At 69.5% G+C, this 13853-nt stretch carries 8 protein-coding genes; 3 read left to right on the top strand and 5 right to left on the bottom strand.

Translation table 11 applies throughout. The features are described from left to right. Window positions 1-37 precede the first annotated feature (37 nt). Entirely contained in the window at window positions 38-1177 is a 1140-nt protein-coding gene (locus tag SNA_RS02785) for an AI-2E family transporter (protein WP_030066368.1), read from the top strand. Here SNA_RS02785 and SNA_RS02790 read toward each other — a convergent pair. Then, window positions 1078-3264: an ATP-binding SpoIIE family protein phosphatase gene (locus SNA_RS02790; protein ID WP_037790150.1), complete on the bottom strand. Its 2187-nt coding sequence runs from the start codon at window positions 3262-3264 to the stop codon at window positions 1078-1080. The two genes, SNA_RS02785 and SNA_RS02790, sit on opposite strands and share 100 nt — an antisense overlap. A 315-nt stretch (window positions 3265-3579) precedes the next feature. Here SNA_RS02790 and aspS point away from each other — a divergent pair, with 315 nt between their 5' ends. Then, the gene (gene aspS, locus SNA_RS02795) at window positions 3580-5367 is read left to right on the top strand and encodes an aspartate--tRNA ligase (protein WP_030066366.1); all 1788 of its coding nucleotides are present in this window, start codon (window positions 3580-3582) and stop codon (window positions 5365-5367) included. 167 nt (window positions 5368-5534) lie between these two features. Here the strand turns inward: aspS and metG are convergent, their stop codons facing one another. The 4 genes from metG to SNA_RS44620 form a co-directional block, all read right to left on the bottom strand. Continuing rightward, window positions 5535-7250 carry a methionine--tRNA ligase gene (gene metG / locus SNA_RS02800; RefSeq protein WP_030066365.1) on the bottom strand — a complete coding sequence of 572 codons (1716 nt, stop codon included), beginning with the start codon at window positions 7248-7250 and terminating at the stop codon, window positions 5535-5537. A gap of 129 nt (window positions 7251-7379) precedes the next feature. Then, a complete protein-coding gene (locus SNA_RS02805) occupies window positions 7380-8924 on the bottom strand; it encodes an MFS transporter (protein ID WP_078969621.1) in 1545 nt (514 codons plus the stop codon). Window positions 8925-9033: 109 nt separating this feature from the next. Continuing rightward, entirely contained in the window at window positions 9034-9639 is a 606-nt protein-coding gene (locus SNA_RS02810; RefSeq protein WP_030066362.1) for a hypothetical protein, read from the bottom strand. A 478-nt stretch (window positions 9640-10117) separates the two neighbouring features. Beyond that, the gene (locus SNA_RS44620; protein ID WP_275041978.1) at window positions 10118-11290 is read right to left on the bottom strand and encodes a vWA domain-containing protein; all 1173 of its coding nucleotides are present in this window, start codon (window positions 11288-11290) and stop codon (window positions 10118-10120) included. Window positions 11291-12524: 1234 nt separating this feature from the next. Here SNA_RS44620 and SNA_RS02820 point away from each other — a divergent pair. After that, on the top strand, window positions 12525-13853 hold the full coding sequence (locus SNA_RS02820) for an alpha/beta hydrolase (protein ID WP_030066359.1): 1329 nt from the start codon (window positions 12525-12527) through the stop codon (window positions 13851-13853).

The following is a 13853-nucleotide window of genomic DNA, read 5'->3' on the forward strand; positions in this document are numbered from 1 at the left end:
TCCGCGTCCGGGCTGCTGTGCGTGGTGGACTGGTCCGGTGCGAAACGACTCTGAGGCGGAACAGCCGCTGCTGCCCATCGAAGCCCGTCGGGCCGGGGCCTGGTGTGTGGTGGGGCTGCTGGTCTCGTCCGTGCTGGCGGTCGGGGTGTGGCTGTGCGTCGAGCTGAGCGCGGCGGTCACTCCGGTACTGCTGGCGCTGCTGGGCAGCGGCTTGCTCGGGCCGCTCTACCGGCGGCTGGTGCGGATGCGGCTCAACCGTTCCCTGGCGGCCGGGCTGACCTGTGCCGTTCTGATGATCGTGGTCGGTGGCGCGGGCTACATCGTGGTCAGCGCGCTGATCGACAGCGGTGACCAGATCATCGCGTCGCTCAAGCAGGCCGCCAAGGACCTCTCCACCTACTTCGGTACGGCGGGGACCTCGCTCAACGACCTCGCCACCAACGCCAAGGACCTGGTCAGCAAGTTCGGCAGCACCGCGGCCTCCGGCCTGCTGGCCGGCTTCAGCGTCGTCGGCCAGGCCATCGCCGCGGGCGTCCTCGCCCTGCTGCTGACGTTCTTCTTCCTGCGCGACTCGGACAAGGCCGTGGGCGCGCTGCACGACTGGGCGCCCGGCCGCTCCGCACCACAGCTGGAGCGGATGGCCCGCCGGGGTTTCCAGGCCATCGAGGGCTTCATGCGCGGCACCACCTTCATCGCGCTGATCGACGCCCTCGCCATCACCATCGGACTGCTGATCCTTCAGGTGCCCGGAGCCGTCGGGCTGGGCGCGCTGGTCTTCGTCGGCGCCTACATCCCCTACCTCGGCGCCTTCATCTCGGGCGCGGTGGCGATCCTGGTCGCACTGGCCGACCGGGGCTTCGTGATCGCGCTCTGGACGCTCGGCGTCGTCCTGGCGGTGCAGGTCTTGGAGGGCCATGTCCTGCAACCGATGATCCAGAGCCGTACGGTCCAGATGCACCCCGCGATCGTGATGCTGGCGATCACCGCGGGTGCCAGCGTCGCCGGCGTCCTCGGCATGCTGCTGTCCGTACCGCTGACCGCCGCCGTCTGCGGTGTGCTCCACGAGCTGCGCGGGCACTACGCGGCGGGCTCCGGCACGGACGGACCGGAGGCATCCGGCGCGCCCGGATCCAGCGGCGGCGGGCCGCCGTCCCCGCCGTCCCCCGCGTCCTCGTAGAGCTCGAACCACGTCGACTTGCCGTCCCCACGCGGATCCACGCCCCACGCCCCGGCCAGCAGCTCCAGCAGCATCAGACCGCGCCCCGACGACGCCAGTTCGCCGGGGCTGCGGCGGTGCGGAAGCTCATCGCTGCCGTCGGCAACATCGACCCGTATGCGGCGGGCGCCCCGCTCGCCGGAGATCTCGGCGACCAGCAGGGCATCGCCGTCGGTGTGCATCAGGACGTTGGTGACCATCTCGGAGACCATCAGCACCGCCGAGTCCACCTGGTCCGGATCGGCCCAGTCGTGCAGCACGTCCCGGATCTGGGCGCGGGCCTGCGCTATCCGCTCCGGCTCGGCCTGCGCGACGGACAGCACGGCGCGCCGCACGGGCTGCACGATCCGGCCGCCGGCCCCCACCCCGCAGCTGCCGCCCTCGCGATACAGCAGCAGCACCGCGATGTCGTCCTCACGGCGGTCCACCAGCGGCCCGGTGGTGTAGTGCGACGACGGCCCGTGGACGGCCTGGACCAGGGCATCGGCCATCTTCTCAAGGCCCTCGGGATCCGCCCCGCCGTCGTACGCCTCGATGATCGCGCGCAGCCGCGCCCAGCCGGTCTCCAGATCGTGGCCGCCGGTCTCGATCAGCCCGTCCGTGCACACCAGCATCGTCTCGCCGGGCTCCAGCACGAACCTGGTCGTGGGGTAGTCGGTGTCCGGATCGATGCCCAGCGGCAGCCCGCCCGCGGTCGGGCGCACCAGCAGCGTGCCGTCGCCCAGCCGCACCGCCGGATCGGGATGACCGGCCCGCGCGACGTCCAGCAGCCCGGTCGCCGGGTCCACCTCGATGTACAGGCAGGTCGCAAAGCGCGGATCGCCCTGACCGCGGGCCCCGGTCTCGTTGATCCCGGCCAGGAAGCGGGAGGCGCGGGAGAGCACCGCATCGGGGTGGTGTCCTTCGGAGGCGTACGCGCGCAGGGCGATCCGCAGCTGTCCCATCAGCCCCGCGGCCCGTACGTCATGACCCTGGACGTCCCCGATGACCAGCGCGGTCCGCCCGGACGGCAGCGGGATCATGTCGTACCAGTCGCCGCCCACCTCCAGCCCGCCGCCGGTCGGCACATACCGCGCCGCCACCGACATCCCCGGGATGTCCGGCTGCACCGTCGGCATCATGCTGCGTTGCAGCCCGACCGACAGCTCCTGCTGCGACTCCTGCACCCCGGCCCTGGCCAGCGCCTGCGCCAGCATCCGGGCCACGGTGGTGAGCACCGAGCGCTCGTCCGGCGAGAAGGTGACCGGCTGCGCGAACCCCGCCATCCAGGCCCCGATCGTCCGCCCGGCATTCACCAGCGGCAGAAACGCCCAGGAGGTCCGCCCGAAGGGGGCGGCCAGCGGCCAGGTGCGGGGATAGCGGCGGCGGTAGTCCTCCGGCGTGGGCAGATAGATCGCCCGGCCGGTGCGGATGACCTCGGCGGCCGGATATTCGGTGGCCAGCGGCATGTCCATGAACGGCCGCTCGTCGCCCGGCTCGTGGCCGTGATGCCCGATGACCGAGATCCGGTCACCCTCGATGCCGAAGACCGCCAGGCCGTCCGGCATGAAGCCGGGCATGGACAGCCCGGCCGCCACCCGCAGCACCTCGGCGGTCGACCGCGCCTCGGCCAGTGCCCGCCCCGCGTCCAGCAGGAACGCCTCGCGCGAACGCCGCCAGTCGCCGGTGACGGGGGTGTGCGCGGCGGAGGAGCCGGGGTGCGCCTCGGGGACCTCCTGGAGCGTGCCGACCAGCTCGAAATCGCCGTTCACCAGCCGCGGCCGGGAGCGGGTGCGCACGATCCGCAGCACCCGGCCCCGCTCGTCCACGATGCGCAGCCGCGCCTCGGCGACCGTCTCCTCGGAGACCGCCAGCTGCACCACCCCGTTGATCTCCGCGAAGTCGACGGGATGAAAACGGGAGCGTACGGCGGCCTCACTGAGCTCCACGGGCTTCGCGGGCAGCCCCAGCAGCCGGGCGGCTTCGCCGTCGAGCGTCACCCGTCCCGAGGCGTTGTCCCAGCGCCACAGGCCGGTCGCGATGGCGGCCAAGAGCTCCTTGGTGCGCATTGCCTCACTTTAGGCGGGTTCGGCGGAGCCCGACCAGCGAGCCCCGGCGGGACACGGCCGGTGAGCCGGACCCGGCCATCGTCCCAGCCGCGGCGGTCCGCCTCACCTCAGCGGCGGTGTGCCTCGCCCCTGAGAACGGCGTTCCGCCCATGTCAATGAAGCGGGGCGGGCAGGGACGGTAACCTGGAGCGGTTATGTCAATCCTGGGGTGGCCTTTCGGGTGATCCACGGGGCGGGCGACCGGGCATCTGCATGCGCCCTGTGGTCGGCCCTCCCACAAACTCCCCACCTCGATCGCGACGACTTGGATGAGCGATGCATCGGTACCGGTCCCATAACTGCGGCGAGCTCCGGGCCGCGGACGTCGACACGGACGTCCGCCTCAGCGGCTGGCTGCACAATCGACGTGACCTGGGCGGCATCCTCTTCATCGATCTGCGCGACCACCACGGCATCACGCAGCTCGTCGCCCGCCCCGGCACCCCGGCCGCCGAGGCGCTGGACAAGCTGACGAAGGAGACGGTCGTCCGCGTGGACGGCAAGGTCGTCTCGCGCGGCGCCGACAACGTGAACCCGGAGCTGCCCACCGGCGAGGTCGAGATCGAGGTCACGGAGGTCGAGATCCTCGGCGCCGCCGAGCAGATCCCCTTCACGATCAACGCGGACGACGGCGTCAACGAGGAGAAGCGCCTCGAGTACCGCTTCCTCGACCTGCGCCGCGAGCGGATGCACCGCAACATCATGCTGCGCACCGCGGTGATCTCCGCCATCCGCCACAAGATGGTCGCGCTCGGCTTCAACGAGATGGCCACGCCGATCCTGTCGGCGACCTCCCCCGAGGGCGCCCGCGACTTCCTGGTCCCCTCCCGCCTGCACGCCGGCAAGTTCTACGCGCTGCCGCAGGCCCCCCAGCAGTTCAAGCAGCTGCTGATGATCGCCGGATTCGACCGCTACTTCCAGATCGCGCCCTGCTTCCGCGACGAGGACGCCCGCGCCGACCGTTCGCCCGGCGAGTTCTACCAGCTCGACGTCGAGATGAGCTTCGTCGAGCAGGAAGACGTGTTCCGGCCCGTCGAGCAGCTCATGACCGAGCTGTTCACCGAGTTCGGCAACGGCCGCAAGGTCACCTCGCCCTTCCCGCGCATCCCGTTCCGCGAGGCGATGCTCAAGTACGGCTCCGACAAGCCGGACCTGCGCGCCGAGCTGGAGCTGGTGGACGTCTCCGAGGTCTTCGCGGGCTCCGGCTTCAAGGCGTTCGCGGGCAAGCACGTCCGTGCCCTGGCCGTGCCGGACACCGCCGGCCAGCCGCGGAAGTTCTTCGACCAGCTGGGTGACTTCGCCGTCCAGCAGGGCGCCAAGGGCCTGGCCTGGGTCCGTGTCGGCGACGACAGCGCGCTGACCGGCCCGATCGCCAAGTTCCTCACCGAGGACGACATCAAGTCGCTGGTCGACGCGCTGGACCTCAAGCCCGGCCACGCCGTCTTCTTCGGCGCCGGCGACTTCGACGAGGTCTCCAAGATCATGGGCGCGGTCCGCGTCGAGGCCGCCAAGCGCGCCGGTCACTTCGTCGACGACGAGTTCCGCTTCTGCTGGATCGTCGACTTCCCGATGTTCGAGAAGAACGCGGACACCGGCGCGATCGAGTTCTCGCACAACCCGTTCTCCATGCCGCAGGGCGGCCTGGAGGCGCTGGAGACCAAGGACCCGCTGGACATCCTGGCCTGGCAGTACGACATCGTCTGCAACGGCACCGAGCTGTCCTCCGGCGCGATCCGTAACCACGAGCCCGAGGTCATGTACAAGGCGTTCGGGATCGCCGGCTACGACAAGGAGACCGTCGAGGCCGAGTTCGGCGGCATGCTCCGTGCCTTCAAGTTCGGCGCCCCGCCGCACGGTGGTATCGCCCCCGGCGTCGACCGCATCGTCATGCTGCTGGCCGACGAGCCCAACATCCGCGAGACCATCGCGTTCCCGCTCAATGGCAACGCCCAGGACCTGCTGATGGGCGCCCCGAGCGAGGTCGACGAGGCCCGGCTCAAGGAGCTGCACCTGAGCATCCGTACGGGCCCGGCGAAGCCGACGCCGTACAAGCCGACCAAGTGACCTAAGGGGAAGGGCCCGGGACCGGTTGACGGTTCCGGGCCCTTTCTCGTACGGAAATGAGCTCCTGAACAGGCACGTTCCGTGCGGCGGCCGTCCCGCACGGCGCACGCGAACGCCCCCGGACCGAACCCGGCCCGGGGGCGTCGCTCACGTCGGTGAGGCGGCTGTTACGCCTCGTCGTCCCCGCCGAACCGCTCGCGGTAGGACTCCAGATCGTCCTCGCTGATCTTCGCGAAGAGCACCGGCGGCACGGTGAAGGGCGTCCCGGCCGGCACCGAGGCCAGCGCCTTCGCCTCCTCCGGGGAGACCCACTGCGCGGTGTCGTTCTCCAGGGAGAACGCCCCGCGCATCACCTGCGCCGAGGCCGGGATGAAGGGCTCGGAGACCACCGAGTAGAGGTGGATCAGGTTCATCGCCGTCCGCAGCGTCAGCGCCGCCGCGTCCTTGTCGGTCTTGATCTCCAGCCACGGGGCCTTCTCCTCAAGGTAGGAGTTGCCCGCGCTCCACAGGGCGCGCAGCGAGGCGGCCGCCTTGCGGAACTGAAGCGCCTCCATGTGGCCCTCGTACTCGGCCAGCAGTCCGGCGATCTCCTCGCCCAGCTTCTGCTCCGCCGCCCCGGCCTCCGCGCCCGCCGGGACGTCGTCCCCGAACCGCTTGCGGGAGAAGGACAGGACGCGGTTGACGAAGTTCCCGAGCGTGTCGGCGAGGTCCTTGTTCACCGACGAGGAGAACAGCTCCCAGGTGAAGGACGTGTCGTCCGACTCGGGGGCGTTGGCGATCAGGAAGTAGCGCCAGTAGTCGGCCGGCAGCAGCTCCAGCGCCGCGTCGGTGAAGATGCCGCGCCGCTGGGAGGTGGAGAACTTCCCGCCGTAGTAGTTCAGCCAGTTGAAGGCCTTGAGGAAGTCGACCTTCTTCCACGGCTCCCGGGTGCCGATCTGCGTCGCCGGGAACATCACGCTGTGGAACGGCACATTGTCCTTGGCCATGAATTCCGTGTACCGGACGTCATCGGCCTCGTACCACCACGAGGTGTAGTCCCGCTCGTCCGGCGCCTGGTCCGACCACTCCTTCGTCGCGCCGATGTACTCGATCGGGGCGTCGAACCAGACGTAGAAGACCTTGCCGTCGGCCGCCAGCTCGGGCCACACATCGGCCGGCACCGGGACGCCCCAGTCCAGGTCGCGGGTGATGGCGCGGTCCTGGAGTCCCTCGGTCAGCCACTTGCGGGCGATGGACGAGGCCAGCGTCGGCCACTCCGCGCTGCTCTCGTCGATCCACCGCTCGACCTCGTGCTGGAGCTTCGACTGGAGCAGGAAGAGGTGCTTGGTCTCGCGCACCTCCAGCTCGCCGCTGCCGCTGATCGCCGACCGCGCCTCGATCAGATCGGTCGGGTCGAGCACCCGGGTGCAGTTCTCGCACTGGTCGCCGCGCGCCTTGTCGTAGCCGCAGTGCGGGCACGTACCGACGATGTAGCGGTCGGGCAGGAAGCGCTCATCGGCGATCGAGTAGACCTGCCGGATGGCCCGCTCCTCGATGAAGCCGTTCTCGTGCAGCTTGCGCGCGAAGCGCTGGGTCAGCTCGACGTTCTCCCGCGACGAGCTCCGCCCGAAGTAGTCGAACCGCAGCCCGAAGCCCTCGTAGATCGCCTTCTGCTTGTCGTGCTGCTCCGCGCAGAACGCGGCGACCGACTGCCCGGCTTCCTTCGCGGCCAGCTCGGCCGGGGTGCCGTGCTCGTCCGTGGCGCAGATGTAGAGCACCTCGTGCCCGCGCTGCCGCAGATAGCGGGAATAGACATCGGCCGGGAGCATGGACCCCACCATGTTGCCCAGGTGCTTGATCCCGTTGATATACGGAAGGGCGCTGGTGATGAGGTGTCGAGCCATTGCCGGCTGCTCCCAAGTCGCTACGGTGAGTGAGGGTTTGCTTTACCAAACGTCAATATCGTACTGGACTTGGGGTGGGGGGCCGCGCGGGCATTTTCCGGCGGATCCGGTGCGGGCAGGCGCTCGCGCTCACCGGCGGGCGTCCGAGGCGCTGGGCGCCGGCGCCGAGACGGGCGGCCTGGCGGCCCGGCCGGTGACCATCAGCCCCGCCACCAGCGCGGCCAGCAGCATGATCGCCGAGCCCGCCCCGATCGCCACCGTGAACCCGTGCACCACCCCGTCCTTCACCAGCGCGCCCCGCGCTGCGGGAGGAAGGGGCCGGCCGGCGGTCCGCTGCGCCGCCTGTGACAGATGGACCGCGAGGTACGTCGCACTGGTCGAGGCGGCGATCGTGTTGAGCAGCGCCGTACCGATCGAACCCCCCACCTGCTGCGAGGTGTTGACCGTGGCGGAGGTGACCCCGGAGTCCTGCGGTGCGACCCCGAACGTGGCCGTCGCCATCACCGGCATGAAGATCAGGCCCATCCCCAGCCCGACCAGCAGTTCGGCGGGCAGGACATGCGAGGCGTACGCGGAGCGGGCGGTCAGATACGTCAGCGAGTGCAGCCCGCCGGCGACGAGCAGCGCGCCGGGGACCATCAGCCACCGGGGTGCGAGGCGGTGCAGCAGCCGGGCGGAGATCTGCGTCGAGCCGATGACGATCGCCGCCGTCATCGGCAGATAGGCGAGCCCCGTCTTCACCGGCGAATAGTCGAGCACGGTCTGCAGGTAATACGTCATGAACAGAAACATTCCGAACATGGCGATCGTCGTCAGCGCCATGGTCAGAAAGGCCCCGCCGCGATTCCGGTCGCGGACGATGTGCAGGGGCAGCAGCGGATATCGGGCCCGCGTCTGCCACCAGGCGAAAAGGGCGAGCAGCGCCACCCCGCCCGCCAGCAGCCCGACCACCCGGTCGTCACCCCAGCCGTGCGGTTCCGCCTCATTGCACGCGTAGACAATGGCGACGAGCCCGCCGCAACCGAGCAGTACGCCCACCACATCCAGCCGGGCCCCGTCCTTCTCGCGCTTGTCCCGCAGAAAGACCGTGGCGCCCGCGAGGGCGATCACGGCGACCGGAACGTTGACGTACAAACACCATCGCCACGTCAGGTACTCCGTCAGAACGCCCCCTGCGATCAGCCCGATGGCAGCGCCGCCGCCCGCAATGGCCCCGTAAATGCCGAACGCCTTGCTCCGTTCCCGGCCCTTGGTGAAAGTCGTGGTCAGAAGGGACAACGCGGACGGCGCCAGCAATGCCCCGAAAGCGCCCTGCAAGGCCCGCGCCCCGAACAACAAGCCGGCAGAGGTCGCCGCGCCGCCGAGTCCCGACGCCGCGGCGAATCCGACCAGCCCGACCATGAAAGTCCTTTTCCGCCCCACCAGATCGGCAATGCGCCCGCCCAGCAGCAGGAGCCCGCCGAAGGCGAGCGTGTAAGCGGTGATCACCCACTGCCGGTTCGCATCGGATATCCCCAGATCGTGCTGAGCCGAGGGAAGCGCGATATTCACGATCGTGGCGTCCAGGACGACCATGAGCTGGGCGATCGCGATGACGACGAGAGCCCACCAGCGGCGGGGATCGGGCGGCGCCGCCCAGCTCGGAAGAGGGCGAGGGTTTTCCGCCTGGCTCATCGCTATCCGCCTCCGCCGGTCGTCGGCCGGAGCACTTTCCTCAAAACAGCGTAGGCAGGCGGGGGCGAAAGCGCCTGGTGGCGGCCGCGGAGGGCGTTCAGCCGTCGTGTCAGCCGAGGGGCTTCTTCACCTCGGTGCGGACCGTGGCCGCCTTGTCGGCAAATTCCTGGAGGTCGACGGAGTGCGGGTCCTTCGCCAGATCCGCGGCGTCGGTTTCGACGACGTTGACACTGGTGCTGGAATCGGCCCACACACAGAAAGGCATGGTGATCTTCTGCCCGCTTGTCCGGCGGACGTCCACCCCGCAGGTCACCGGTCCCCCGCCACCCTTCGGTGTGAACTCCTTCTCCGCAACGGCGACTTCCGTCGAACCGCTGTTCTTCATGCCCCGAATGGTGTGCTCCACCGCGACGTCGGGATCGTCGATGCTGCCGTAGAGGCCGAGCATGACCAGCACCTTCGTACCGCTTGTGTACTGCCCGCCGACCGTCTTGATGTCATGGGCGCCCGCTCCGTCGTGCGGCACCTGGGCATCGGCCTGCTGGGATATGTCCTTGGCGAGTTTGTACTCGCCGCCGACGAGCGCCTGCGGCACCGTGACCTTGTACTTCGGCCCGTCGGAGCCGCCGTGTGAGCCGCCGCCCGCGGAAAGGGCCACGGACGCCACGCTGCCCACCAGCAGCACCGCGGCAATGCCCCCGATGATTCCCCACACTTTTCCGGCATTCCGCTTCGGCGGGGGCGGGGGCATTCCCGGACCGCCCCAGCCGTACGGGCCCTGCTGCGGCGTCCCGAAAGCCTGGGGGTGGTACGGGGCGGGTGCCTGTGGTTGGGGCGGCATTCCATGCGGTGCGCCGGGGGGTGTTCCGGGCGGTGCGCCGTAGCCCGGTGCGTTTCCGAAGCCGGGTGGCGGCGGCTGGTGCATGCTCATGCGAATATCCCCCGTTTTCCGTGCTGCGCGTGCTGTGCTGCGCGTGCTGCGCTGTCCTGTGCCGCGATGCCGATGTTCTCCGGCCCTTGACGCCCGTCAGCGCTTTGGGAAGGCGGGCCGAAAGAACCCGGGAGATCTTGCCATACGGCGTGGGCAAGGGCGGCGGGATTTCGGCCGTATGCCGGGAAAACGGCCGCGGCCGGATCCCGGTGAGAGGGGATCCGGCCGCGGCACGTGGGCCCGTAAGGGCGAGGGATATCGGTCAGTTGTCCTTGAGGACGCCGGCCGTACGGGCCTCGGTGAGCCACTCGGGGAATTCGACCATCAGCTGCTGGTAGAGCTCGTCGGCGGACAGGGTGCGGGGGTCGCGCCCGGCGTGGAAGAAGCCGGCGTTGTCGATGACGCGCTTTTCCGGAACGGCCAGATCGTCCAGCTTGCGCAGGAAGTCGAAACCCTTGGCGTCCGGGTCACCGAATCCGACGAACTGCCAGAAAATGGGAAGCGTTGCGGCCTCGCAGAGCGCCTTTTCGGCGGCCGGCTTGGAGGTCGGGGCGCCGTCGGTCTGGAAGATGACAAAGGCGGGGGCGGTGGTGCCGGACTTCTTGTAGTGCTCGACCACGGCGTTGATGGCCCAGTGGTAGTTCGTACGCCCCATGTGGCCGAGACCGGAGTGCAACTCCTCGATGCGGCCTTCATAGTTGCTCAGATCGAGGTCGGCGGTGCCGTCGACGTCGGTGGAGAAGAAGACGACGGGGACGATGCCGTCGTCGTCCAGGTTGGCCGAGAGACCGAGGGCTCGTTCGGCGAGGTTCTGGACCGTGCCGTCCTTGTAGTAGTTGCGCATCGAGCCGGAGCGGTCGAGGACCAGGTAGACGGCGGCGCGCTGGGTGCTGAGGTGGTGCTTCGCCAGGGTGGCGGAGGCGGCCTTGTAGAGGGGGACGAGGGCGGGGGCGGTGGTTTCCACCTTCGTGAGGGAGAGGGTGGCGGGGGCGGCTTCGGTTTCGGTTTCGGCTTCGGGAGTGGTCTGCGGCTCGGCCGCGGCTTCGGCCTCCGGCTCCGGCTCCGGGGCGGCCGCGGGCTCGGTGTCCGCTACGGGCTCGGGCTCTGCCGCGGGCTCGGCTGCGGCTGCGGGCTTGGGCTCCGGGTCGGCCGTGGTGTCTGCCGTCGCGTCGGCCGTGGTGTCTGCCGTCGCCTCAGCGGTCGGCGCCGAGGCGGTCTCCGGGGTCGGTTCCGTGGCCGGCTCCGTGGTCGTCTCAACGGTCGCCTCCGGCTCTGCCGGCGCGCTGTCGAAAGCACGGCTGACCAGGGCGGAGATGTCCTCGGGGGACTCCGCCGCCGTGTCCGTGGAGTCGGTGGACTCGGCCGATGCGAGCGCCTCCGTCGGCTCGGCCTGCTTGGGCTCCTCGGCCTGCTTGGGCTCCTCGGGCTCCGTCACGGAAGGCTCCGCGCTCGCTGCCGGCTCTGCCGTCGGGGCCGGTGCCGCAGGGGCCTCCACTGCCGCCTCCTCGGCCGGCGCGATTTCTTCCCGCACCGAAGAAGCCGTTGCGTCCGTGGCCCCCACATTCCGGTCCACAGGGTTTCCCTGTGCGGGAAGAGTGGCCGTGACAGGTGTCTCGCTCGGGGCCGTACGGGCGGCGGGGACTTCGGGTTCGGCGGTGGGGGACGGGGAGGATTCCTCGCGGGCCTCCGGGATTGTTGCCGATTCCGGCGTCGTATCGGCTCCGTGCCGTGCCGCGGCGGATTCTTCGCGGGCCGCCTTGGAGCGACCGAAAGCGTTGCGCAGCAGACTCCGAATGCCCATCGGCGAACCTCTCTTGCGTGTGGTGGGTGCGGCGCATGTCCGTGAAAGGCAGACATGTCCCTGACCAGGACGGATACGTAAGGGTAGCGGCCCGCACCGGCCTCATCGTGGGACCCCGGGCCTTGTGTGGCGGGCGATCTGGGGGTCTGGAGAGGCGGCCGGCCATTGCCCCTGCGTACGGAAGGGTTGGACCGTTCGAACGGTGTTACGCGGAATCGTATCGGCCGGGCATTCGACGGAAGTCGTGATTCCGGTTCCGTCGGGCAGACAGGACTCATCCGGCGTGGGAAATCGAAGGTGTTGTCACCTCGTTCGCCGTTGTTCGGTATTCGGCGTTATTGACCCGCAGTGTGGGGACCGCGGTCTGCCGTTAGTGATGCGTGAACCGTCATGCGTGAACCGTCATGCCCGATCTGTGATGCGCAATCCGTCATGCGCCACCTGATCATGCGTGATGTGTCATGCGCGATCGGTGGCGCGTGATCAACGCTTCGCGAGCGGTGATCCGTGGCCGGCGATCAATCGGTGTATACGGACGGCTACTTCGGCCGATTTCCGAGTAGCGCCGATTTCAGGCCACCGGTCCGAAACAGCATGCCGATTTCCGTCCGCGCGGGGAGGCGCCCGCCAGCAGCGTCCCCCGGAGTCGGCCCACCGTGCGCCGGTCCGACCCGTCCTCTACCACGCCAACACATCACGCCCCGGAAACGGTTGAGCAAGAGGTAGGTAAGAACTGAGTCGCTCAGGTATCCGATGCGCAGGTGTGCCCGTCTTCTCCGGTGACCATTGTCCCGAGCCGCCCGTTGTGCCTCTAGGCGGCCGGTACGTAGGCAAGAACCCTTGCGAGGGTGACGGGAGATGTGGGCGCATGGGGCTGACCAGTCAGTCGCTCGAAATCACAGTGATCGTGCTGGCTTTGGCCTGTGTGGCTGCCACGGTGTGGGCCTGGCCCCGGCTGGCACGGGATGGGGTGCGGCCCGTGCTGGGCCGGCTCGGCGCCATCGTGGCTACTCAGCTGTCGATCGTGTGCGCGCTCGCCCTCGCGGTGAATTCGAGCTTTGAGTTCTACGGCAGCTGGGATGAGCTGCTGGGCAACAACGAGGAGGCGCCGGCCTCGGTGAGCCAGAACGGCGGCACGTATGCGTCGGTCGGCAACATCAAGGGCGGTCTGATCCAGCCGGCCGGTCCGCAGGGCCTCGACCGGGTGACCGGACTGCCCAAGGGCCCCGCCAGCAAGGTGGGCAAGGTCGAGTCCGTACGGATCATCGGCCGCCGCACCCGGGCCATCAACCCGGGCTTCGTCTATCTGCCGCCGCAGTACTTCCAGCAGCAGTTCCACCGCCAGCGGTTCCCCGTCATGGTCGTGATCAGCGGCTATCCGGGCGGCATCATGAACCTCGCGCAGCACCTCCAGGTGCCGCAGCACGCCGGACAGCTGATCGCGCAGGGCCGGATGCAGCCGACCGTGATCGTGATGGTGCGGCCGACGATCGCGCCGCCGCGCGACACCGAGTGCGTCGATGTGCCGGGCGGGCCGAAGGCCGAGACGTTCTTCACCAAGGATCTGCCGGACGCGTTGAAGTCGGCCTACCGGGTCGGCCACGACCCCAGCGCATGGGGTGCATTCGGGTACTCGTCCGGTGGTTCGTGCTCGCTCCAGCTGGCGATGCGCAACCCGAAGGTCTACACCTCGGCGGTCTCGCTCTCCGGCGACTACTCCATCAAGGACGACCTCACCACCGGCAGCCTCTTCGGTGCCGGCATCGAGGGCGCGAAGCGGCAGCGGGAGCACGATCTGCTGTGGCGGCTCAAGCACATGCCCGCGCCGCAGATCTCCGCGCTGGTGGCCAGCAGCCGTAAGGGCGAGCAGGACTACGGCGAGACGATGAAGTTCATTCACGCCGCCAAGCCGCCGATGACGGTCGACTCGATCATCCTGCCGCACGGCAGCCACCAGTTCGCGACCTGGCGGCGCGAGGTGGTGTCGGCCCTGGAGTGGCAGAGCCAGCAGCTGACGTTCCCGCAGGACACCGAGGCCCCGAAGCCGCCGCACAAGCCGGGGACCGTACCGCCGAACGGGCAGGCCCCGGGCAAGGGACAGGCCCAGGGGAAGGGAGCGGCGCCGTCGAACGCGCCGGTCTCGACGCCCGGGGCGGCCGAGCGCAAGCGGGTGGAGGCGGAGAAGCCGCAGGGCTGA

It is taken from the genome of Streptomyces natalensis ATCC 27448, assembly GCF_000935125.1.
In the GTDB taxonomy this organism is placed as follows: domain Bacteria; phylum Actinomycetota; class Actinomycetes; order Streptomycetales; family Streptomycetaceae; genus Streptomyces; species Streptomyces natalensis.

Excerpts from the sequence above, each read along its gene's own strand:
- SNA_RS02790 (WP_037790150.1), bottom strand. The coding sequence starts at position 3,264 with ATGCGCACCAAGGAGCTCTTGGCCGCCATCGCGACCGGCCTGTGGCGC.
- aspS (WP_030066366.1), top strand. The coding sequence starts at position 3,580 with ATGCATCGGTACCGGTCCCATAACTGCGGCGAGCTCCGGGCCGCGGAC.
- metG (WP_030066365.1), bottom strand. The coding sequence starts at position 7,250 with ATGGCTCGACACCTCATCACCAGCGCCCTTCCGTATATCAACGGGATC.
- SNA_RS02805 (WP_078969621.1), bottom strand. The coding sequence starts at position 8,924 with ATGAGCCAGGCGGAAAACCCTCGCCCTCTTCCGAGCTGGGCGGCGCCG.
- SNA_RS02820 (WP_030066359.1), top strand. The coding sequence starts at position 12,525 with ATGGGGCTGACCAGTCAGTCGCTCGAAATCACAGTGATCGTGCTGGCT.